20 protein-coding genes are annotated in these 21,012 nt (G+C 72.3%); 14 read left to right on the top strand and 6 right to left on the bottom strand.

What is annotated here, in order from left to right; translation table 11 throughout:
- Positions 1-19 precede the first annotated feature (19 nt).
- From BJ992_RS19250 to der, 10 genes are all read left to right on the top strand, one after another.
- On the top strand, positions 20-640 hold the full coding sequence (locus BJ992_RS19250) for an NUDIX domain-containing protein (protein WP_246497392.1): 621 nt from the start codon (positions 20-22) through the stop codon (positions 638-640).
- Between the two features lie 19 nt (positions 641-659).
- Complete coding sequence (locus tag BJ992_RS19245; RefSeq protein ID WP_343072752.1) at positions 660-1,583, top strand: site-specific tyrosine recombinase XerD; 924 nt, start codon at positions 660-662, stop codon at positions 1,581-1,583.
- Between the two features lie 111 nt (positions 1,584-1,694).
- A complete protein-coding gene (locus BJ992_RS19240) occupies positions 1,695-2,597 on the top strand; it encodes a ParA family protein (protein WP_184988507.1) in 903 nt (300 codons plus the stop codon).
- Between the two features lie 65 nt (positions 2,598-2,662).
- Positions 2,663-3,544 carry a segregation/condensation protein A gene (locus tag BJ992_RS19235; protein WP_184982944.1) on the top strand — a complete coding sequence of 294 codons (882 nt, stop codon included), beginning with the start codon at positions 2,663-2,665 and terminating at the stop codon, positions 3,542-3,544.
- Positions 3,534-4,214 (top strand): SMC-Scp complex subunit ScpB, encoded by a 681-nt coding sequence (gene scpB, locus BJ992_RS19230; protein WP_184982942.1) that lies wholly within the window; start codon positions 3,534-3,536, stop codon positions 4,212-4,214. Before BJ992_RS19235 ends, scpB begins: the two co-directional genes overlap by 11 nt.
- Positions 4,211-6,022, top strand: a complete 1,812-nt coding sequence (locus BJ992_RS34355) for a pseudouridine synthase (RefSeq protein WP_343072751.1) — start codon at positions 4,211-4,213, stop codon at positions 6,020-6,022. Before scpB ends, BJ992_RS34355 begins: the two co-directional genes overlap by 4 nt.
- Positions 6,023-6,071: 49 nt before the next feature.
- The gene (aroH, locus tag BJ992_RS19220) at positions 6,072-6,431 is read left to right on the top strand and encodes a chorismate mutase (RefSeq protein ID WP_184982940.1); all 360 of its coding nucleotides are present in this window, start codon (positions 6,072-6,074) and stop codon (positions 6,429-6,431) included.
- On the top strand, positions 6,428-7,540 hold the full coding sequence (locus tag BJ992_RS19215) for a prephenate dehydrogenase (RefSeq protein ID WP_184982938.1): 1,113 nt from the start codon (positions 6,428-6,430) through the stop codon (positions 7,538-7,540). Before aroH ends, BJ992_RS19215 begins: the two co-directional genes overlap by 4 nt.
- 205 nt (positions 7,541-7,745) lie before the next feature.
- Positions 7,746-8,402 (top strand): (d)CMP kinase, encoded by a 657-nt coding sequence (cmk, locus tag BJ992_RS19210; RefSeq protein ID WP_343072750.1) that lies wholly within the window; start codon positions 7,746-7,748, stop codon positions 8,400-8,402.
- Positions 8,403-8,448: 46 nt separating this feature from the next.
- On the top strand, positions 8,449-9,828 hold the full coding sequence (gene der, locus BJ992_RS19205) for a ribosome biogenesis GTPase Der (RefSeq protein ID WP_221475569.1): 1,380 nt from the start codon (positions 8,449-8,451) through the stop codon (positions 9,826-9,828).
- Between the two features lie 456 nt (positions 9,829-10,284).
- Here the strand turns inward: der and BJ992_RS19200 are convergent, their stop codons facing one another.
- From BJ992_RS19200 to BJ992_RS19185, 4 genes are all read right to left on the bottom strand, one after another.
- Positions 10,285-12,009, bottom strand: a complete 1,725-nt coding sequence (locus tag BJ992_RS19200; protein ID WP_184982934.1) for an MFS transporter — start codon at positions 12,007-12,009, stop codon at positions 10,285-10,287.
- A 4-nt stretch (positions 12,010-12,013) separates the two neighbouring features.
- Entirely contained in the window at positions 12,014-12,754 is a 741-nt protein-coding gene (locus BJ992_RS19195; protein WP_343072749.1) for an LppX_LprAFG lipoprotein, read from the bottom strand.
- Between the two features lie 68 nt (positions 12,755-12,822).
- Positions 12,823-13,242, bottom strand: coding sequence for a DUF6157 family protein (locus BJ992_RS19190; RefSeq protein ID WP_184982924.1), 420 nt, complete (start codon positions 13,240-13,242; stop codon positions 12,823-12,825).
- 11 nt (positions 13,243-13,253) lie between these two features.
- Positions 13,254-13,748, bottom strand: a complete 495-nt coding sequence (locus BJ992_RS19185) for a MarR family winged helix-turn-helix transcriptional regulator (protein WP_184982922.1) — start codon at positions 13,746-13,748, stop codon at positions 13,254-13,256.
- 153 nt (positions 13,749-13,901) lie between these two features.
- Between BJ992_RS19185 and BJ992_RS19180 the strand changes: the two genes are divergently transcribed.
- The 3 genes from BJ992_RS19180 to BJ992_RS19170 all read left to right on the top strand — a co-directional run bounded on the left by BJ992_RS19180 (position 13,902) and on the right by BJ992_RS19170 (position 15,686).
- Positions 13,902-14,885, top strand: coding sequence for a cation diffusion facilitator family transporter (locus BJ992_RS19180; RefSeq protein ID WP_184982920.1), 984 nt, complete (start codon positions 13,902-13,904; stop codon positions 14,883-14,885).
- 127 nt (positions 14,886-15,012) lie between these two features.
- Positions 15,013-15,441, top strand: a complete 429-nt coding sequence (locus BJ992_RS19175) for a CBS domain-containing protein (protein WP_184982917.1) — start codon at positions 15,013-15,015, stop codon at positions 15,439-15,441.
- A gap of 29 nt (positions 15,442-15,470) precedes the next feature.
- A complete protein-coding gene (locus BJ992_RS19170) occupies positions 15,471-15,686 on the top strand; it encodes a hypothetical protein (RefSeq protein WP_184982915.1) in 216 nt (71 codons plus the stop codon).
- A gap of 46 nt (positions 15,687-15,732) precedes the next feature.
- Here BJ992_RS19170 and BJ992_RS19165 read toward each other — a convergent pair whose 3' ends face one another.
- A complete protein-coding gene (locus BJ992_RS19165; RefSeq protein ID WP_184982913.1) occupies positions 15,733-16,326 on the bottom strand; it encodes a TIGR03086 family metal-binding protein in 594 nt (197 codons plus the stop codon).
- A 148-nt stretch (positions 16,327-16,474) separates the two neighbouring features.
- Here BJ992_RS19165 and BJ992_RS19160 point away from each other — a divergent pair, with 148 nt between their 5' ends.
- Entirely contained in the window at positions 16,475-17,953 is a 1,479-nt protein-coding gene (locus tag BJ992_RS19160) for a hypothetical protein (RefSeq protein WP_184982911.1), read from the top strand.
- An 11-nt stretch (positions 17,954-17,964) separates the two neighbouring features.
- On the opposite strand, the gene BJ992_RS33855 is transcribed toward BJ992_RS19160, so the two are convergent.
- Complete coding sequence (locus BJ992_RS33855; RefSeq protein WP_184982909.1) at positions 17,965-20,913, bottom strand: helix-turn-helix transcriptional regulator; 2,949 nt, start codon at positions 20,911-20,913, stop codon at positions 17,965-17,967.
- Between the last annotated feature and the right edge of the window lie 99 nt (positions 20,914-21,012).

The raw sequence follows: 21,012 nt of genomic DNA, 5'->3' as shown, positions 1-21,012 counted from the left end.
ACACGACACCGGACACGGCCTGACCGCCGACGACGTGCGCGACGTCCCGGAGGCCTGGGAGGTGCTCGGCACCACCGAGCACTTCACGGCGCGGGTGATCTCGGCGCGCACCGACACCGTCCGCATGCCGGGGGACGGCACCGCCGACCGCGACTACGTCCAGCACCCCGGCTCGGTCGCCGTGGTGGCCCTCGACGGCGCGGACCGGGTGCTGCTGCTGCGCCAGTACCGCCATCCGGTGCGCAGGCTGCTGTGGGAGCTGCCGGCCGGCATCAGGGACGTGCCGGGGGAGCCGCTGGTGGAGTGCGCGGCCCGTGAGCTGGCCGAGGAGGCCGGCTACCGCGCCGCGACCTGGCACACCTTGGTGGACATCCTCACCAGCCCCGGCATGTCCGACGAGCGCATCCGCGTCTTCCTGGCCCGCGACCTGACCGCGCTCGCACCCGGCGAGCTGGACTTCGTACGCCAGCACGAAGAGGTCGACATGCCGGTGGTGTGGGTGCCGCTCGCCGAGGCCGTCGGCAAGGCTCTGAGCGGATCGATCCACAACGCCCCCGCCGTGGCCGGTATCCTCGCCGCCTACGCCGCCTCGTCCGACGGTTTCACCGCACTGCGTCCCCCCGGCGCCGAGGAGGCCTGACAGCGGGAGGTCCCGTTCTGTGCGCAGCCCCCACGCCGCGGCCGTGATCGCCGGCTACCTCGCCCATCTCGCGGCCGACCGGGGGCTCGCGGCCAACACGCTGGCCTCCTACCGCCGCGACCTCGCGCGCTACCTCGGCCACCTCGGTTCGCGGGGACGCATGTCCCTGGCCGAGGTGGACGAGGGCGACGTCGCGGCGTTCCTCACGGCGCTGCGGTCCGGCGACGAGCGGCACCGGGCTCTCGCGGCGGGGTCGGCGGCGCGCGCGGTGTCGGCGGTCCGCGGCCTGCACCGTTTCGCGGTTCGCGAGGGGGTCTGCGCGCACGACGCCGCACGCGGCGTGCACCCCCCGGCCCGGCCGCCGCACGTGCCGAAAGCACTCGGGGTCGCCGAGGTGGAGCGCCTCATCGCCGCGGCGGGCCCGGCCGGGGTGCCGCTGACGCACCGCAACCGCGCGCTGCTGGAGGTGCTGTACGGCACCGGGGCCCGCATCTCCGAGGCCGTGGGCCTCACCGTGGACGACGTGGAGCCGGGGCTGGTGCGGCTGCCGGGAAAAGGCGGCCGGACGCGTGCCGTTCCTCTCGGCCGGTACGCCGGCGAGGCCCTTGGCGCGTACCTGGGCCTGGCCCGGCCGGTGCTCTCGGCGCACGGCCCCGGCACGGCGGCGCTGTTCCTCAACGCGCGCGGCGGGGGACTGACCCGGCAAGGCGCCTGGGAGGTGCTGCGGGCCGCCGCCGAGCGCGCGGGGCTGTCCGGCGTGTCGCCGCACATGTTGCGCCATTCGTTCGCAACTCACCTCCTCGACGCGGGGGTGGACGTTAGGGTGGTGCAGGAGTTACTTGGTCACGCGTCGGTCACGACCACTCAGGTCTACACCCCGGCGGGGGTCGACCGGCTTCGCGCCGCGTGCGCGCCGGCCCCGCCGGATCGTCCAACTTCATAGCCCACTGGCGCGTCGCCTTGCCGCATACGTGCCGACCCCATAGTGTCCGTCCGGACGGTCCGGTTCGGGATCGTCAGGGAGGTTCAACTGGTGACGACCACAGACACGTCCATGCGGGAGCTCTCCGGGGGGCCCGACGGATCCTGGGGCGACCCCAGGAGCGGGGGGATTCTGGGTCCCACCGGACGTCCGCGGCCCGTCTTCCCTGAGCCGGTGCCGCCGACCACCCATGGGCCCGCGCGGGTCGTGGCGATGGTCAACCAGAAGGGCGGCGTCGGCAAGACCACCACGACGATCAACCTCGGAGCCTCGCTCGCCGAGTGCGGGCAACGGGTCCTGCTCGTCGACTTCGACCCCCAAGGCGCGCTGTCGGTCGGCCTCGGCATCGACCCCCGTCCCCTTGAGGCCACGGTCTACGACCTCATCATGGAGGAGCCGGACGTCACGGTCGACGACGTCCTGCTCGGCACCAGCGTCGAAGGCATGGACCTGCTGCCGAGCAACATCTTCCTGTCCGGCGCCGAGATCCGCCTGGTCAACGAGGTCGCGCGTGAGTACGCTCTCGGCCGCTCGCTGGAGCCGCTGCTCCCCGACTACGACATCTGCCTGATCGACTGCCAGCCGTCCCTCGGCCTGCTCGCCGTCAACGCCTTGACCTGCGCGCAGAGCGTCATCGTGCCCCTGGAGTGCGAGTTCTTCGCGCTGCGCGGCGTCGCGCTGCTGATGGAGTCGATCACCAAGGTGCAGGAGCGGCTCAACAAGAACCTCGAGATCGACGGCATCCTCGCCACCATGTACGACCCGCGCACCCTGCACGCGCGCGAGGTCCTCCAGACGATCATGCAGGGCTTCGGCGACAAGGTGTTCCACACGGTGATCAACCGCACCGTGCGGTTCCCCGACGCCACCCTCGCCGGTGAGCCGATCACCCAGTTCGACCCGGCCTCCATGGGTGCCACCGCCTACCGCGAGCTGGCGCGCGAGCTGCTGGCCCGCTGGCCGGCCCGTCCCTGACCGGCCGCCGCGCCTCGTGACCTCGCGTGACGCGGCGCGGTGCGCCGGTGCGCGACAATGAGGCGGTGAGTGACCAGCCGGCGGCCGCGGCCCGCCCCGACGCCTTCCAGGTGCACCTGGAGGTCTTCGAGGGCCCGTTCGACCTGCTGCTCGGCCTGATCGCCAAGCACAAGCTCGACATCACCGAGGTGTCGCTCCACCAGGTGACCGACGAGTTCATCGCCTACATCCGCTCACGCGGCCCCGAGTGGGATCTCGACCAGACCAGCCACTTCCTGCTGGTCGCCGCCACGCTGCTCGACCTGAAGGCCGCGCGCCTGCTGCCGACCGGCGAGGTGGAGGACGAGGAGGACCTCGCGCTGCTGGAGGCCCGCGACCTGCTGTTCGCGCGGCTGCTGCAGTACCGCGCGTACAAGGAGGTCGCCAAGATCTTCTCCGGGTTGATGGCCGAGGAGGCGCTGCGCTTCCCCCGGGTCGTGCCGATGGAGCCACAGTTCGCCGGCCTGCTGCCGGAGCTGGTGCTCGGCGTGGGCCCCGAGCGGTTCGCCAGGATCGCGGCCAAGGCGTTCACACCGAAGCTGCCGCCGACGGTCTCCACCGCGCACATCTACCAGCCTGTGGCCAACGTCCGCGAGCAAGCCGCTATTCTTGTCGAACGGCTACGGCGTGTGCGCAGAGCGACGTTCCGGGCCCTGACCGCCGACTGTGCGGGCACCTTCGAGGTCATCGCACGCTTCCTCGCCATCCTGGAACTGTTCAGGGAGTCGGCGGTGTCGTTCGAGCAGATCGAGCCACTCGGCGATCTGCATGTGACCTGGACCGGTGCCGACGATGGCGACGTCGCGGTCGCCGACGACTACGACGAGAGCGCGCCACCCGCCACGGGAGGCGCAGACGGGTCCGGCACGGCGGGCCGTGACGGCGAGAAGGCGGACGATGAGTCCTGAGGACACCACCGGCGGCGCGAGCAACGGGTCCGCGGCCGGTACCGGACAGGCCCGGCACACGGCCGTGGCCGCCGGAGACGCCGCGCATCTCGCGGCCGGCGACGACGCCGACGTGCCGGCCGCACCCGAGCCCGGGCTGCGCGCGTCCATCGAGGCGATCCTGCTGGTCGTGGACGAGCCCGTGGCCGAGGTCACCCTGGCGCAGGTGCTGGAGCGGCCGTCCCGTGAGGTCGGCGAGGCGCTGCGTGAGCTGTCGCGGGAATATTGCGAGCAGGGCCGGGGGTTCGATCTGCGGGAGGTCGCCGGCGGCTGGCGCCTCTACACCCGCGCCGAGTGCGCGGCCGTCGTGGAGCGGTTCGTCCGCGACGGGCAGCAGTCCAGACTGACCCAGGCCGCCCTGGAGACCCTGGCGGTGGTCGCCTACCGCCAGCCGGTGAGCCGGGCCAGGATCGCCGCCGTGCGCGGCGTGAACAGCGACGGTGTCATCCGCACCCTCACGGCCCGCGGGCTGGTCGAGGAGGCCGGCACCGATCCCGAGAGCCAGGCGGTCCTGTACCGCACCAGTTCGTTCTTCCTGGAGAGGCTGGGGCTGCGGAGCCTCGACGAGTTGCCGCCGCTCGCCCCGTTCCTCCCCGACGACGTGAACACATTAGAGGAGCAGCAGAAGTGATCAGAAAAGGCACCCCGTCCGGTGATGGACGCGGTCGAGGGCGCGGCGGCGCCCCGAGCCCCCGTGGCGGGGCCAGAGGCCGTTCCGGCGACTCCCCGCGCGGCGCGGGCCCCCGGGGCTCTCAGGGAGGCCCCCGCGGCTCACGCGGCGCCTCCCAGGGCGGTCCCCCCCGCGCGGACCGCCGCGGCGGCCGCGAGGACCGCGACCGCTCCTACGGCGAAGGCTCCGAGCGTTCGTACGGTGAGCGTGGCCGTTCGTCCGAGCGTTCCTACGGTGAGCGTGGCCGTCCCTCCGGCGGTGACCGCTCCTACGGTGAGCGTGGCCGTTCGTCCGAGCGTTCCTACGGTGAGCGTGGCCGTCCCTCCGGCGGTGACCGCTCCTACGGTGAGCGTGGCCGTTCGTCCGAGCGTTCCTACGGTGAGCGTGGCCGTCCCTCCGGTGGCGATCGCTCCTACGGCGAGCGTGGCCGCGCCTCCGGCGGTGACCGCCGGGGCTTCTCAGGGGACGACCGGGGCCGGTCCTACGGCGACGACCGCCGTGGCGGTTTCCGTGACGACCGCGAGGAGCGCGGCAGGTCCTACGACGACCGCGGCCCCCGCACCTCCTCCGGCGGCGACCGGCGCGGCTCCTACCGCGACGACCGGGGCTCCTACGGCGCGGACCGGCGCGGACCGGCGCGCGAGTCGCGTTCCTACGGCGGCGACCGCCGTGACGGCACCGGCGGGTCCCGATCGGCCTACTCCGACGACCGCCGGTCCTTCCGTGACGACCGTCCCGCCGGCCGGGACGAGGCCGGGACGTCGTCCCTGCGCGCGGGCCGGGGAGGCTCGCGGGATCGCTACGGCCGTGACGACGCGGTGGGCACCATCGGCGAGACCGCGGGCGGATCACGCGGCAGGTACCGCCGCACAGGTGGCACGGGTGGCACGGGTCGCGCGCCGGCCAGGTCGCAGGCGCCGAAGGCCGGCCGTGGCGGCGCGACCACCTCGTCGCGCAACGTCTTCAAGACCGCACGCCAGCCGCTGCGCGACGAGGAGTTCTACCCCGGCGACTACGCCGACGAGCGCGACACCACCGAGGTGCCGGACGGCGTACGGCTGCAGAAGGTCCTCGCCGGGGCCGGCGTGGCGTCCCGCCGCACCTGTGAGGAGATGATCGGCGCGGGCCGCGTCACCGTGGACGGCCAGGTCGTCCGCCGCTTCGGCGCGCGCGTGGACCCCGCCAAGCAGGTCATCCACGTGGACGGCAAGCGCATCCCGAGCACACCGTCCCTGGTGTACTTCGCGATCAACAAGCCGATCGGCGTGGTCAGCACCATGTCCGACCCCGAGGGACGGCCGTCCCTGCACGACTTCGTGCAGGACCGCGACGAGCGGCTCTTCCACGTCGGCCGGCTGGACACCGAGACCGAGGGCCTGATCCTGCTGACCAACGACGGCGAGCTGGCGCACAAGCTGACCCACCCGAGTTTCGGCGTCAAGAAGAAGTACTGGGCCAAGATCGCGGGTAACATTCCGCGTGACCTCGGCCGCCGCCTGCGCAAGGGCATCGAGCTGGAGGACGGCGTGGCCAAGGCCGACGACTTCTCGATCGTGCAGGAGCACGGTCAGCAGGCGCTGGTCGAGATCGTGATCCACGAGGGCCGCAACCGCATCGTCCGGCGCATGCTGGAGGAGGCGGGCCACCCGGTGCTCGACCTGGCGCGCATCGAGTTCGGCCCGGTGAAGCTCGGCAGGCTCAAGCCCGGCACGATGCGGGCCCTCACCGTCAAAGAGGTCGGGGACCTTTACGCGGCCGTGGGAATGTAACCTGGCCGCAACAGAACCTGTCCTGTCGGCGACGTGCGAGGGGAACGACATGGTTCGGGCGATCCGGGGCGCGACTCAGATCGACTCCAATGACCGGGACGCCATCCTCCTTGGGGTGGCCGAGCTGGTCACGGAGGTGATGGAGCGCAACCGTCTGACCACCGACGACGTGATCAGCGTGTTCTTCACCTCCACGCCTGACCTCACCGCGGAGTTCCCCGCGCTCGCCGCGCGCAAGCTGGGGTTCAACGACGTCCCGCTGATCTGCGCCAGCGAGATCGACGTGCCTGGCGCGCTGCCTCGTGTGGTGCGCCTCATGGCCCACGTCGAGGTCGACCGGCCGCGTGAGGAGATCCAGCACGTCTACCTCCGCGGGGCCGTGGCCCTGCGCGTGGACATAGCCCAGTGACCGCCGGTCCCGGGCCCGCCGGCGAGCAGGCACGCCTCGGCAGTGTGCTCGTGGTCGGCACCGGGCTGATCGGCACGTCCGTCGCGCTCGCCCTGCGCGAGCACGGCGTGACGGTGAAGCTCGCCGACCAGGACGCCGGTTCGGTGCGCCTGGCCCGTGAGCTCGGCGCGGGCCGTGAGTGGGCTCGCGACGACGAGCCGGTGGACCTCGCGGTGATCGCCGTGCCGCCGCAGTACGTCGCGCAGTGGCTCCTCGACCTGCAGAAGATCGACGCGGCCCGGTTCTACACCGACGTGGCCAGCGTCAAGTCGCTGCCGCTGGCTCAGGCGGTCCAGCTCGGTTGCGACCTCGGCACGTACGTCCCGGGGCACCCGATGGCCGGCCGGGAGCGTTCCGGGCCGGTCGCGGCACGCGCCGACCTGTTCCTCGGCCGTCCCTGGGCCTACTGCCCCGTCCAGGCGACCGATGATGACGCCGTGCGCACGGTGCTGCGGCTCATCGAGATCTGCGCGGCCAACCCGGTGCTCATCGGCCCCGAGGAGCACGACGAGGCGGTCGCGCTGGTGTCGCACGGTCCGCACGTCGCCGCGTCCGCCGTGGCCGCGCGCCTCGCCGGCGCGTCGGAGGCCGCGCTCGGTCTCGCCGGCCCCGGTGTGCGGGACGTGACCCGCGTCGCCGGGGGAGACCCCGGCCTCTGGAGCATGATCCTCACCGGCAACGCACGGCCCGTCGCCGACGTCCTGCAGGCCGTCGCCGACGATCTGGCCGCCGCGGCGAGCGCGTTGCGCGCCGTGGCCGGTGACGACGACGGGGCCATCTCGCCGGTCACCGAGCTGCTCAGACGCGGCGTCGCCGGCCGGGGCCGCATCCCCGGCAAGCACGGCGGACCGCAGAGCTCGTACGTCGTCGTGCTGGCCCTGGTGGGGGACCGGCCGGGTGAGCTGGCCCGCCTGTTCCAGGTGGCCAAGGACGCCGGCGTCAACATCGAGGACGTCCGCCTTGAGCACACCCCCGGGCTACCTCTCGGCGCGGTGGAGCTGTCGGTCCAGCCCGAGTCCGCTCAGGCCCTCGCCGACGCGCTCCGGGCCCACGGCTGGCACGTCCCTTAGGGAACTCCGTCCGCCGTGCGGGCTCTCACCGGCGTGTTCCGGCCCACGGCCGGCACGTCCCGTAGGCCTGCACCGACGCGCTGTGGACTCACGGCCGGCACAACCCCAGGGACCCCGGCCGCCGCGCTCGATGCCCGGCCCGGCCCGGATTCCCGGTACCCTCTGTTGCGGACAACTCAATCGGGACGCGAGTGGGGGAGACGCCGTGACCGCACTGGTCATCGCCATGGACGGCCCTTCGGGGTCGGGCAAGTCGAGTGCGTCGCGCGGGGTCGCGCGCGCTCTCGGGCTTCGCTACCTCGACACCGGGGCGATGTACCGCGCGATCACCTGGTGGATGCTCCACCACGGCGCCGATCTCACCGACCCCGCGGCACTCGCCGCGCGAGCGGGGGCCCCGGTGCTGTCCATCGCGACCAGCCCCGAGACGCCGTCGGTCACCGTGGACGGCACCGACGTCACCGCGGCCATCCGCACGGCGGAGGTCACCGGGGCGGTGTCCGCGGTGAGCGCCGTCCCCGAGGTGCGTGCGCGGCTGGTGGCCGAGCAGCGGGCCCTCATCGGTTCCGGTGACATCGTGGTCGAGGGCCGCGACATCGGCACTGTGGTGGCCCCTGACGCACCGGTCAAGGTCTACCTGACGGCCAGCCCGGAGGCCCGCGCGCGGCGCCGCACGGCGGAGCTGAGCGGCACCACGGTGGAGGCGCAGCGCGAAGCCATGGCCCGCAGGGACACGCTTGACTCGACGCGCAAGGCCGACCCTCTGGTCATGGCCGCCGACGCGGTGGAGCTGGACACCACGGAGCTGACCCTCGACGAGGTCATCGCCGAGGTGCTGAGACTTGTGAAAGAACGGACGTGACGTGACCGAGGAGTACGCCGGCGAGGAAGGCTGGATCGCCGACCACCTGGCCGAGTTCGAGCAGGACGGCGACGGCCGGCCCGAGGAGCCCGACACCGGCCCGCTGCCGGTCGTGGCCGTCGTCGGCCGGCCCAACGTCGGCAAGTCCACCCTGGTCAACCGCATCATCGGCCGCCGTGAGGCGGTCGTCGAGGACGTGCCGGGTGTCACCCGCGACCGGGTCACCTACGAGGGCCTGTGGCGGGGCCGGCGTTTCACGCTGGTCGACACCGGCGGCTGGGACCCCGACGCGACCGGCATGGCGCTGCGCATCGCCGAGCAGGCCCAGGTGGCGGTCGAGCTGGCCGACGTGATCCTGTTCGTCGTGGACGCCACCGTCGGGGTGACGGACGCCGACGAGGCCGTGGCCGGCGTGCTGCGCCGCGCCGGCAAGCCGATCGTGCTGGCCGCCAACAAGGTCGACGACCAGCGCATGGAGCTGGAGGCCGCGTCGTTGTGGTCCCTCGGCCTCGGCGAGCCCCACCCGGTGTCGGCCCTGCACGGCCGTTCCAGCGGTGACCTGCTCGACCTGCTGCTCGACGCCATGCCCGAGGCCCCGCCGCAGCGTTTCGGCACCGAACGCGGCCCTCGCCGTGTCGCACTGGTCGGCAAGCCCAACGTCGGCAAGTCGTCCCTGCTCAACAAGCTGGCCGGCGAGGAACGCGTCCTGGTCGACCCCGTGGCCGGCACCACACGCGACCCGGTGGACGAGCTGATCGAGCTCGGCGGCAAGACCTGGCGTTTCGTCGACACCGCCGGCATCCGCCGCCGCGAGCGCGAGCTCAAAGGCGCCGACTTCTACGCCGGCGTCCGCACCAAGGCCGCACTCGACCGTTCCGAGGTCGCCGTCGTCCTGATCGACGCGTCCGAGGTCCTCACCGAGCAGGACCTGCGCATCATCAGCATGGTCATCGACTCCGGCCGCGCCATGGTCGTCGCGTTCAACAAGTGGGACCTGGTCGACGAGGACCGCCGCTACTACCTGGAAAAAGAGATCGACCGCCAGCTCGTCCGCGTCCCCTGGGCCCTGCGCGTCAACATCTCCGCCAAGACCGGCCGCCACGTCGACCGCCTCGTCCCCGCCATCGAACGAGCCCTGGACTCCTGGAGCACCCGAGTCCCCACAGCCCGCCTCAACGCCTTCTTCACGGAACTCCTGGCCGCCACCCCTCCACCGGTCCGCAGCGGCAAACAACCCAAGATCCTCTTCGCCACCCAACCCACCACGGAACCCCCCAAGTTCCTCCTGTTCACCTCAGGCTTCCTGGAGGAGACCTACCGCCGCTTCCTGGAACGCCGCCTCAGAGAGGAATTCGGCTTCGCCGGCTCCCCCATCGAGGTCACCATGCGCATCCGAGAAAAGCGAGGCGCCACCAAGCGCAAGTGACCCCTCCGGTCACCGGCCGAGTAACGCCACCCCCCACTCGCGACGACTGACACCATCTCCGCCACCATTGCGCGACGAGCCTCGCGTCCTGGACGTCCACGTCGACCGGAGCCGGCTTCCGCCGACCCGGCTTGGATTTCCGGCGCGGCTCGGCACGATGTCGGTCTCGGTCGGAGTTGGATTTCCGGTGGCTCGGCATGAGGTCGGTCTCGGTCGGAGTTGGATCTGGTGGCTCGGCATGATGTCGGCCTTGGTCGCGGTTGGATTTCCGCCGGTCTGGCTTGGGTTTCCAGTCAGGCCCGGTCTGGATTTCCGCGGGTCTGGTTCGGGGTCTCCGGCGCCGCGGCGGTGAGAAGTGGTACGGCGAATCCGGCGCCGTTTACGGCGGCCGACCGGTGGAGGCGGTGCCGGAGTGTGCTTGGTTCCGCCTCGGTGTGAACGACGGCGGCGGTCGGGTCAGCGTGCGCGGCGGGGGAGGCCTAGGGCCAGCAGGGACGCCAGTGCGCACAGGACGGCGGTCAGGAGGAAGATCTCGGTGTATTCGGTGTGGAGGGCTTCGGTGACCTTGGTGGTGTAGGTGGCGAGGCGGCGCGCGTACTCGGCTGGTTCGACGCCGAACGGGAGTGGGGTGTCCAGGTCGGCGGTGAGGGACTGGAAGCGGTGGAAGCCCCATGCGGACAGGGTGGCGACGCCGAGGAGCATTCCCATCATGCGGGCCACGACGACGGAGGCCGAGGCGATGCCGTGGCGGTCGGCTGGGGTGGTGCGCAGGACGGCTGAGGAGAGGGGGGCGATCACCAGGCCCAGGCCGAGGCCGGCGATCACGAGGTCGGCGTCCACCCTGGGGACGCCGGCGAGGTATACGGCGGCGGCCGGGTCCAGGGGCCAGCGGGAGATCTGGAGGTAGCCGAGGGCGGCCACGGCGAGGCCGGTGACGGCGGTGAGTCGTTCGCCGAAGTGCCGTGCCAGCGGGCCGCCGAGGAAGGCCGCCACCGTCAGGGCCACGAGGAACCTGGCGAGGACCATTGCTCCGCCGGTGGCGTCGGCGCCGAGCAGTGTCTGTGCCACAAGTTGCATGTCGATCAGCGTGACCAGCAGCGCGGCCCCGGCCAGCAGGCTCGTGCCGAGCGCCGCGAAGAACGGGCCCCGGCGCACCCCTGTCAGATCCAGCAGACGGGTCCTGGCCCGGGTCTCCCACACCACGAACGCGACGGCGGCCACCAGGCCTCCCGCGATGGCGGCCGGTCCCCACGGCGGCAGCACCGCCTTGTCCGGTTCGGGGTTGTACAGTCCGGCCACCAGCGCACCGAGCGCCACGGCCAGCAATATCCCGCCGACGACATCGACCTGTTTCCGCGCGGTGGGAGAGTGCTGTGGTGTGGGGGGTGGGACTGCTCGGTGGACGGCGACGGCGGCGGCGAGGGTGAGGGGGAGGTTGACCCAGAAGATGCCGCGCCAGCCGATGGCTCCGGCCAGGGCGGCGCCGTAGAGAGGGCCGAGGACGCTGCCGAGTTCCTGTGCGGCGCCTACGGCTCCGAGGGCCAGGGGGCGAGTGTGCTCGTCCCACAGGTCGCCGATGACGGCCATCGTGATGGGGAGCAACGCGCCGCCGGCGATGCCTTGGAGCGCGCGTCCGGCGGTCAGCGCGGGGACGGACGCGGCGACGGCGGTCAGTGCCGAGCCGGCGGCGAAGCCGGCGAGGCAGGCCTGGATGAGGGGCCGCCGGCCGTACCGGTCGGACAGCTGGCCGAGCAGCGGCATCGCGGCGACGTATCCGAGCAGGAATCCGGTGACCACGGGGGTGACCCGTTCCAGCCGGTTGAGCGGCACCCCGGCGTCCCTGGCGATGTCCACCAGCACGGTGACGACGACGTACGCGTCCAGCGAGGCCAGCAGCACCACGGCACCCCCGGCGCCGAGCGCCACCCGCCGCGCGGCCCTGGTGCGTGCGGGCCGGCGAGCCTCGACCGTGGTCGCGGAGCGCAGACGGGACTCCACCGTGGCCTCGGACGGCGGGGGAGGCTCCGCGCCGGTCCGGTCGAGTCGTGTGGACCCGGCGGCGGTCGCGGAGGGTGGGGAAGGTCCCGCGCCGGTCTGGTTCGGTCGTCTGGACCCGGCCGTGGTCGCGGAGGGGGGCCTGGGGCCGGGGGTGGCGGGCTGGGGTGGGTCGGGAGTGGTCATGGGGTCAGGACGCCGGGGCGGTGATCTTGATGGGCTTGTCGTAGTCGGTGAACAGGACGGTCACGGTGCCCGCGGTGGGGCCGTCGCCGAGGGGGAGGCTCGCTTTCAGCAGGCGGGATGTGGCCGTGTCCACCCAGAGTTTCGCGTTCACGGCCTGGTCCACGCCGGGGATGAGGGCCGCCACGACGGGCTGGGAGAGCTGGGCCGCGACGCGGTAGGCGGGGATGCCGTCGACGTCCTCCTCGGCTTCGGTCTTCGGGGTGCCGGCGGTGCTCAGCAGGTGGGAGACACCCTTGTCGGGGTTGAGGATCGCCGACGGGTCGTACAGTGCGGCGAGCTGCTCGCGGGTCATGGTCTGGTAGCCGCCGGTGGGGCCCTTGAAGTGCACCTTGTCGCCGATCAGCACGAACTCCATCTCCTGCAAGGTGCCGAAGACGTTCATGCGGATGGTGCCCTGAGCGTCGGCCTCCTTGGTCAGCGAACCCTCGGCGTGCTGCACCGGCACCGGCGGTTTGCCTTCGGTCTCGATGGTGAAGCCGACGCTCTTGACCGCGGCCATCGCCTGCGCCGACGTGCGCAGCAGGTCCCCGCCGTCCGGGAGCGCCGGCGTGGCGGCGGGCCGCTCGGGTGCCGCCGAGGTGCAGGCCGCGACGGTCATCAGTGTGGCGAGCAGCCAGCCGAGCGCCACGGTGAGGCGGCGGAGGGGACGGACGGAGGCAGGGGCCCCCGGGAGCGACGTGTGCACAGCCCGGATGCTAGCCATCGTCGTCGGCACGCAGGGCCGTTCGCCGGTATCGGTTCGGTGAAACAGGCTCACGCGCGCCGGGTGCGCATGGCCTTCAGGACCGTGACGCCGGGGACGTCACCGGAGACGATCCGCCGGTACTCGTCCGACTCCATGGGGCACAGCCGTACTCGGCCCTCGTCGTCGAACAGCAGCCCGAAGCCGTGACGCTTCGGCAGCGGCGAGGCGCGCAGGCACGCCTGCGACCGTGAGAAGAACGCGTCCCGCAGGGCGGGGACGTCGGCGGCGTCAGCCGGGGGGTCCTGCCGTCGCAGCCACGTCTCGAACAGCACGTCCTCCTGCGTCAGCTCGCCGGGGCCGCCGGTCAGCATCGCGTACTGCACGGTGGCGACCGTCGGCTTGCCGCCGCGCGGCGCCGGCACCTCGGCGCGCTCGACGGGGCAGTCGTCGGCCACCGCGATGAGGGTGGCGTAGTAGTTCAGGTTCATGCCGCTCCCGCTCAGGCGCGTTCCTCGGCCCGGAGCCGCGTCAGGTGAGCGACGACCGGGGTGTAGGCGACGTCCAGCGCCTTGACCAGCTCGGGGGTGAGGCGGTCGATGAAGTGGTACCGGACGTTGGCGACGTGCATGGGTGCCACCCGCTGGATGGTGTCCCAGCCGTGCTCGGTCAGCACCGCGAAGGTGCCGCGCCGGTCGTCGGGACAGCTCTCGCGGGTGACGAGCGACGCGGCCTCCATGCGTGCGATCTGGTGCGACAGCCTGCTGCGCGACTGGATGGTGGCGTCGGCGAGGTCGCTCATTCGCATGCGGTGCAGCGGGCTCTCGGAGAGGTTGACGAGGATCTCGTAGTCGTTCAGCGACAACCCGAACGCTTGGAGATCACGGTCGAGCCGGTGTTCGAGAAGCTTGTGCGCGGCGAGGTGCATGCGCCAGGCGTGCTGCTCCCCGGCGGTCAGCCAGTTGGGGTCGTGGTCGTCGGGTTCCGCCGTGCTCATGGAGGTGAATCTATATCTTGCACGGCGTGTCCTGACCGGCGGATCCCCTGTGAACTCCCCGGCCGGACAAGCCGTCAGCCGCAAGTGAAAGATTTTCACGGTTCCTCGATCGTTGATCGGTAGAGGCCGCGGTGGCGGGGAAGGGGTCCGCGAATGACTGCCAAGCAGGGGGACGAGCAGGAACCGAACGGCTCCGAGAGCCTGCTCACCGTGGTCGTCGCCGCCGGCGTCAACCTCGCGATCGCCGTGGCCAAGGTCGTCGCGGGCCTCATCAGCGGCTCGGCGGCGATGCTGTCCGAGGCCGCGCACTCCTTCGCCGACACCGTCACCGAACTGCTGCTCGTCGTCGCGGTACGGCGCGGCGCGCGTCCCGCCGACGAGTCCCACCCCTTCGGCCACGGCAAATCGGCGTTCTTCTGGGCCCTCATGGCCGCGGGGGCGACGCTGGTGGTCGGCGCCGGGTTCTCGATCACCCACGGGGTGCAGACCATCCTGTACGGCGAGGAGCTCGGCGACCTGCGCGTCTCCTACGTCGTGCTCGCCGTCGCGTTCGTCCTGGAGGCCGTGTCGTTCCTGCGTGCCGTCCACCAGATACGCGGCGAGGCACGCCGGTGGCGCATCAGCCCCCGCGACTACGTCGGCTTCACCGCCGACACCGCGGTCAAGGCCGTGCTGTTCGAGGACGCCGCCGCGCTCGCCGGCATCCTCGTCGCGGCCGGTGGACTGCTGGGGTACCAGCTCACCGGCTCCGCCGTCTTCGACGGCGCCGCGTCCGTGCTGATCGGCCTGCTCCTGCTCGGCGTCGCGCTGTCCCTCATCAGGGCCAACGCGTCCCTGCTCATCGGCCAGGCCGCGCCGGTGATGCTGCGTGACGCGATCGGCGCCGAACTGGACGCGCGGCCCGAGGTCGTCGAGACCGTGGAACTGCTCACCATGATGCTCGGCCCGAACGACATCCTGGTCGCGGCCAAGGTCGACTTCCACCACCAGTACACCGGGGACCGGCTGGAGGAGGCCGCCGACCGGGTGGAACGCGCGATCACCGGCAAGTGGCCCGAGGTGAGCCACGTGTTCCTCGACCCCACCCCCGGGCACGCGGCACGGCGGCGCATCGCCGAGGCGGACGGCACGTCCTGACGCGGTGATTACCTCACCTGTGTTTCGGTTGAGCGCTTTATCGCTTCACAGGCTTAACGATGGCGATGGGTGGGGAAGTCAGGAGTTACCCTTTCCGGTCCCGCACACCGCGTACGAGGTGATGCCAATGCTCATCAACGCGATCCTGCGGCACAAAGGAGGCACGGTCGTGACCGTGTCCCCGCAGGCCACCGTGACAGATCTTCTCGCCTTGCTCTCCGAACGCAACATCGGCGCCGTGGTGGTCTCCGATGACGGCGAATCCATCGCCGGCATCGTGTCGGAACGCGACGTCGTCCGTCACCTGCACCAGAGCGGCCCGTCCGTCCTCGGTGATCCCGTTTCGGCGATCATGACCGATTCGGTCCGCACCTGCGGTCCCGACGCCAACGTCGACGACCTGCGCCGCACCATGACCGACCACCGCATCCGCCACGTCCCCGTCGTCGACGAAGGCCGCCTGGCCGGCATCGTCAGCATCGGCGACGTCGTCAAGAGCGCCATCGCCGAACTGGAGGCCGAACGGGCCCACCTGGTCGACTACATCCACGGCTGAGCCCACCCGATGCCGCAGGAGCCCCCGGGATGAAGGCGTCGTACATCGTGACGCTCTCCGTCCCGGTCGCGGACTTCCGCACGCGCCTCGCGGACGTCCCCGGCGCGGTGTTCGTCCGCGAGCTCCCGCCGTCCCGCGTCGTCGTGGTGGTGCCGTCCCCCTCCGCACGTCACGGCCTGTCCCGCCTCCCCGGCGTCACCGCCGTGCAGGAGGACCGTCCCCGCAGGCCGCACGAAGACCGGTGAGGCACGGCCCTCCTGGCGCCGCGTCCCTTGTCCGCACGGTGTGCCGTCAGGGCCGCCAGGCGGGGTCGCGGCCCGCGAGGCCGAGTGCGCGCTCGAAGACCGGCGCGTCCGCCGGCACCGCGACCACCGGCCCGAAGAGGCCTTCGCGTGCCGCCTCCTGTCCCGGCTGCGCGGTGGCTCCCGCGAAGGCCAGCACCACCTCGGCGCTCGCCGGGTCGCAGTCGTACGGCTGCCCCGTGGCCCGCGCCAGGTCCCAGCCGTGCAGCACCAACTCGTCGAGCACCACCACGCCGACCTGCTCCGCCGGCATCGTCAACCCGGCGATCGACGTCGTGCCCTTCCACGCCTCCGGGTCCCGCCAGGCCTCCACCAGCGCGTCCAGCCGTTCCGGCAGCACCTCCCGCCAGCGCGGGTCGAGATGCTCGGCCGTCGCGCCACCCGGCGGCGACACGTCCCCGGCACGCTCCTGCGGCGGCGTCTTGCGCGCGGCCCAGGTGAACGCCAGCGCCAGGCTCGTCAGATGGTCGAGCAACGCACCGACCGAGTACTCCGGGCACGGCGTGCCGTCCGCCATCCGCGTCGTACCCACACCGTCGAGCAGCCCTTTGATCTCCCGCGCCGCCGGCTCCAGGTCGATCATGATGTCCCTCCAGGAATCCAGATGATCACTCCAACGCACCGTACGAGGATCACCTCTCACGCACCACCCCTCTTGCCGGAGGAACCGGCGGGGAGTTGAGTACCCCGGTACTCATGCGGGGCCCGGCCGCCGGACACACCATGGACGGGTGAATCGACGGGTCGTGTGGCGGGTGCTGGCCGCGTTGGTGCTGATGGCCGCTCCCGCGGAGTGCGAGCAGGGGGAGCCGGAGGCCCTGGCCTACCGGTGCCAGGTGAGCAACAAGGTGGACAGTGCCGCCGTCGGCGTCAAGGCGGAGGTGGTGACGGCGGCGGTCTCCAGGGCCGGCGGGTTCGCGATGCTGAGGAACCCGGCGGGAGGCGGGTCGCGGTACGCGGCGGCGCTGGCGTACGGCCTCGGTGGCGGGGTGTACGCGGGTGCGCAGGTCGGGGTGCGGTTACCCCGGATGGTGGGCCAGGCGGGCCTGGCGGTCACCCGGGGGGTGGAGTCGTCCGTCACCGGCGGCGCGCGGGTGGCGTTCGTCTACGAGAGCGAGGACGAGGAGGCCATGCGCGCCGTGCTGGAACGGACCTGGCCGCCGGCGGGGTGGAACCGGATGACGGTGGAGCTCGGCACGAGCGTGGCCGGGTCGGCGGAGATCGGTGCGGGGGTGCTGGCCGGGGTACGCGTGTCGGGGGAGGCGAGCACGGCGGCGGAGCTGACCGTGTACCCCGGCGGCGGGGTCGCGGTGGCACGCGCGTGGCGGGGGACGGTGACGACCGGCACGAGCGGCGACGGCCCCGCGTTGCTCGGTCTCACGGCGGGGTGGGAAGGCACGTTCACCGTGTCGTACACGCTGCGGTTCGGCGCGGACATGGCGCCGCGCCAGCTCACCGTGGTCACCGAGATCCGCGCCGGGGACACGCTGACGCAGACGACACGCATCCTGGACCTGCGCGGTGGCCGGAACGTCGCGTGGCTGGAGGACGCGTGGCCGGAACTGCTGCTCAGCCCGTTCCCCCCGGTGGCGCACAGCGCCGGCATCTTCCTGACGTCGGCGTCGGCGGCCCTGTGGCGCCGCACGGAGAAGTCCGGCACGACCGTGCGCGCCGTGTACGCGCTGACCGGCGACGACCGCGAGTACGCCTTGGCCTACGGCTTCTTCGGCGGCTCCCTGCAGACCGGCACCCTCGACACCAGACTCCAGTCCCTGCGCATCACGAAGGCAGGCACCGTCGTCCCCCAGAAATGCGTGGCGGTCCCCGCACCCTCACGACCTCCGCTCAAGGAGCCGGCCACCCTCCCGACCCTGCCTCCCCCATGTCTCCCGCCGACCGTCCCCACTCCCTCAGACCTTCCGACGGTCCTGGAGTCCTCCCTGCCTCCGGAGATCACACCACCTGTGGAGCCGCCGGTCACCGACCCCGCCACCGTCCCCGGCGACGACTGCGGCCGGCAGCCCTCCTGGTCCCCGTCTCCCACCGACATCCCTACGGACACCCCGACCGGCACGCCAACCCCCACGGACTCGCCTTCTGACACTCCCACGCCGGATCCGTCCGTCAGTGACACACCGGACCCAGGAGTCACCACGGCGGACCCCGGCGTGCCGTCGCCGTCGTCCGCCGCCGAGGGGGAGGGGAGCTGAGCGGGGTGTCGTCACAAGTGGTGGCCCGAGAGGCGGTGGAGCATGGCGGCCGCCTCGACGCGGCCGGTGACGCCGAGCTTGGCGAGGATGTTGGAGACGTGCACGCTCACGGTCTTCGGGCTGATGAACAGCGACGTGGCGATCTGCGCGTTGGAGCGTCCGTCGGCGAGCAGCACGATCACCTCGCGTTCCCGGTCGGTGAGCGCGAACGGCTCCAGCGGGTCCTCAGGTGGCGGTTCGGCGACCGGTGGGTCCGGGGTGAGGCTCAGGCGCGCACGGCGGGTCAACGCGCCGATGTCGGCCGCCAGAGGGGCGGCGCCGAGGCCGGTGGCCAGTTCTGACGCCTCACGGGCCGCTTCCGCGGCGGTACGCCGGTCGCCGGCGGCGCACAGGGTCTCGGCGAGCCGGAACAGGCAGTACGCGAGCAGGTACGGCTCACCCGCGCCGCGCCAGGCGGTGGCGGCGGCCTGCCACGCGGTGACGGCGGGCCGCCGTCCAGGGGCCGGGGTGGCGGTGAGACGGGTGCGTTCGGCCTTGGTGAGCAAGGCGTAGCCGCGTGCCGGGGTGGTGACGATGGGGAGGGTGGCGGTGACGGCGGCCAGGGGGTCGGCCGGCGTGGGTTCGGGGGAGCGGCGGTCCCGTGCGAGGAGCGCGCGGTCGGCGGCGACGCGGGTGCCGAGCCAGGCGAGCGGCCAGGAGTAGCGTCCGAGGCACAACGCGTTGCCGGTGGCGAGCGCGTCCATGACCGTGGCGAGCGCGCCGTCCAGGTCGCCGGTCAGGCGGCGTGCCTCGGCGAGGGTGAACGCCAGCGGCTGCAGGAACTGCTGGTCGCGGGAGCCGATCGCGAGGTTCAGCGCGCGTCCGGCGATCCGGGTGGCCTCCTCGTGCCGTCCTGACAGGACGGCGAGCTGCGCGGACTGCTCAAGCAAGGTCGCCGCGAACAGGCCCTCGGGTTCGCACCGCAGCGCCTGCGCGATGGTCTGCGCGGCCTCGTCCCAGCGTCCGAGGCGCACCATCGGCTCCACCAGGTTCCCCGCGAGGTACATGCCGACGTGACGGATGTGACCGGTCCGCCGGGCCAGTTCGAGGCCCGCGCCGGCGCTGTCCATCGCCTCCTCGTGCAGGCCCAGTGTCTCAAGCAGGTCGCTGTGGTTGTTCCACGCGCGCATCGTGATCTCCACGGCGCCGATGCGCTCGGCCAGCCGCCGTCCTTCGTCCATGGTCCGCATGCCGGGTTCGGTGTCCCCGAGCGCCGCCTGCGCGCAGCCGAGCGTGATGAGCGATTCGGCGTGCTCGACGTGCGCGTCCACCGCGGCGGCGACGGCCACGGCCCGTTCGGCGAATTCCGCGGCGTGGCCGGACTCCGCTTCGCTGAGGTGCGCACGGGCCAGGGACGTCAGCAGCACCGCGTGCGCGTACCCGGGAGGTTCCGGTGGGAGCAGCGCGAGAGCGGACCGCAGCAGCGCGATGCCTTCTTCGGGCCGTCCGAGTTCGCACAAAGCACGGGAGCGGCGTTCCATGAGCAGAGCGCGCCGAGGTGCCGAGCCGTGCTCCCCGAGTTCGGTGAGCGCCTGTTCGAGCAGGCAGCTCGACCGTTCCATGGATCCGGCACGCAATGCGGCGTCGGCGGCGGACGCCAGCACCTCGATCAGGTCGGTGCCGGTCAGTGCGGCGGCGTCCGGCACACGCGGCCACACCTCAAGCGCGCGTTCCAGGTGGGTGAGCTGCTCGGCCGGCGCGTACGCCGACGCCTCGGCGGCGGCGAGCAGCGCCGGAAGCGCCGCCGGCAGGTCCAGGGCCGCGAACCAGTGGTGCGCAAGCGCCGCCGGCACTCCGGACGGATCGGCGGCGAGCCCGGGATCGGCCGACAGCGCACGCGCGTACGCCGTGTGCCACGCGGCGCGCTCACCGGGGAGCATGTCGTGGTAGACGGCGTCCCTGGCGAGCGCGTGCCGGAACTCGTACCCCTGGCCGTGCGCGTCGACCACCAGCAGGTGGCTGTCGACCAGTTCACGCAGCGCCTCGAACAACGCGGGCCGCTCCAGGTCCGCGACCGCGGCGAGGAGCCGTTCACGCACCTGCCGTCCGGCCACCGACACCGCGCGCAGCAGCCGCCGTGCCTCCGGGGATCGTGCCTCGACGCGGACCAGCAGCAGGTCGCGCAGCGAAGGGGACATCGCGCCGCCGTCCAGGACGACGCCGACCATCTCCTCCACCAGGAACGCGTTGCCTTCGGAGCGGTCCAGTACCAGGTCCACCACGCCGGTCTCGGCGGGCCGGCCGAGGATGGCCTCCACCAGCACCGCGACCTCCTCGCGCCGGAACCGTCCGAGTTCCAGGCGGCGCACCTGCCGCATGCGTTCCCACCCGCTGAGCAGGGGCCGCAGCGGGTGGGTGCGGTGGACCTCGTCGGACCGGTACGTGCCGGCCAGCACGACGGGTACGTCCCGTACGGCCCGCACCAGGTAGGCGACCAGGCCGAGGGTGGACCGGTCGGCCCAGTGCAGGTCCTCCAGCACCAGCATCAGCGGCCGGTCCGCGGCGAGCCGCTCGATCAGGCCCAGCACCAGCTCGGGGAACTGCGCCGCGCCTACGCCGTCGGTCTCACGGCCGCGCTCCAGAGGCAGCAGCGGGGACAGCGGCCCTCGGGCCGGGCCGAGCCAGGCGTCGAGTTCCTCGGGGGAGGCGGACCGGGTGAGCGTCCGCAAGGCCTCCGCCACCGGAGCGAACGGCAACCCCTCAGGTCCGAGTTCCACGCAGTGACCGGTGAGGACGCGTATCCCCGACCGCGAAGCGGCCCGTGCGGCCTCCTCGACGAGGCGGGTCTTGCCGACCCCCGCCTCCCCGCCGACGAGCGCGAAACGCGGGGTTCCGGTACGGGCTTCGGCGACCGCCTCGGCCAGGGCAGCCAGCTCCTCTTGCCGCCCCACGAAGACGGGGCTGACCATCGTCGCGTGCATGCCGTCACCTTGACACCTAAGGACAGGGGTGTACAGCGCTAAGTCATGACAAACCCCTTAAATAGGGCTGCCGCTGGAAGTGCGCCGGCCGCCTTAGTC

This window comes from Sphaerisporangium rubeum (assembly GCF_014207705.1).
In the GTDB taxonomy this organism is placed as follows: Bacteria; Actinomycetota; Actinomycetes; order Streptosporangiales; family Streptosporangiaceae; genus Sphaerisporangium; species Sphaerisporangium rubeum.
Note: the sequence above shows the minus strand (reverse complement) of the source record. Positions and strands in the feature narration are given on the sequence as shown.

What these genes read in the sequence shown, in the direction of transcription:
- BJ992_RS19240 (WP_184988507.1), top strand. Translation starts at nt 1,695, where the DNA reads ATGCGGGAGCTCTCCGGGGGGCCCGACGGATCCTGGGGCGACCCCAGG.
- scpB (WP_184982942.1), top strand. Translation starts at nt 3,534, where the DNA reads ATGAGTCCTGAGGACACCACCGGCGGCGCGAGCAACGGGTCCGCGGCC.
- aroH (WP_184982940.1), top strand. Translation starts at nt 6,072, where the DNA reads ATGGTTCGGGCGATCCGGGGCGCGACTCAGATCGACTCCAATGACCGG.
- BJ992_RS19200 (WP_184982934.1), bottom strand. Translation starts at nt 12,009, where the DNA reads ATGACCACTCCCGACCCACCCCAGCCCGCCACCCCCGGCCCCAGGCCC.
- BJ992_RS19190 (WP_184982924.1), bottom strand. Translation starts at nt 13,242, where the DNA reads ATGAACCTGAACTACTACGCCACCCTCATCGCGGTGGCCGACGACTGC.
- BJ992_RS19185 (WP_184982922.1), bottom strand. Translation starts at nt 13,748, where the DNA reads ATGAGCACGGCGGAACCCGACGACCACGACCCCAACTGGCTGACCGCC.
- BJ992_RS19180 (WP_184982920.1), top strand. Translation starts at nt 13,902, where the DNA reads ATGACTGCCAAGCAGGGGGACGAGCAGGAACCGAACGGCTCCGAGAGC.
- BJ992_RS19175 (WP_184982917.1), top strand. Translation starts at nt 15,013, where the DNA reads ATGCTCATCAACGCGATCCTGCGGCACAAAGGAGGCACGGTCGTGACC.
- BJ992_RS19170 (WP_184982915.1), top strand. Translation starts at nt 15,471, where the DNA reads ATGAAGGCGTCGTACATCGTGACGCTCTCCGTCCCGGTCGCGGACTTC.
- BJ992_RS19165 (WP_184982913.1), bottom strand. Translation starts at nt 16,326, where the DNA reads ATGATCGACCTGGAGCCGGCGGCGCGGGAGATCAAAGGGCTGCTCGAC.
- BJ992_RS33855 (WP_184982909.1), bottom strand. Translation starts at nt 20,913, where the DNA reads ATGCACGCGACGATGGTCAGCCCCGTCTTCGTGGGGCGGCAAGAGGAG.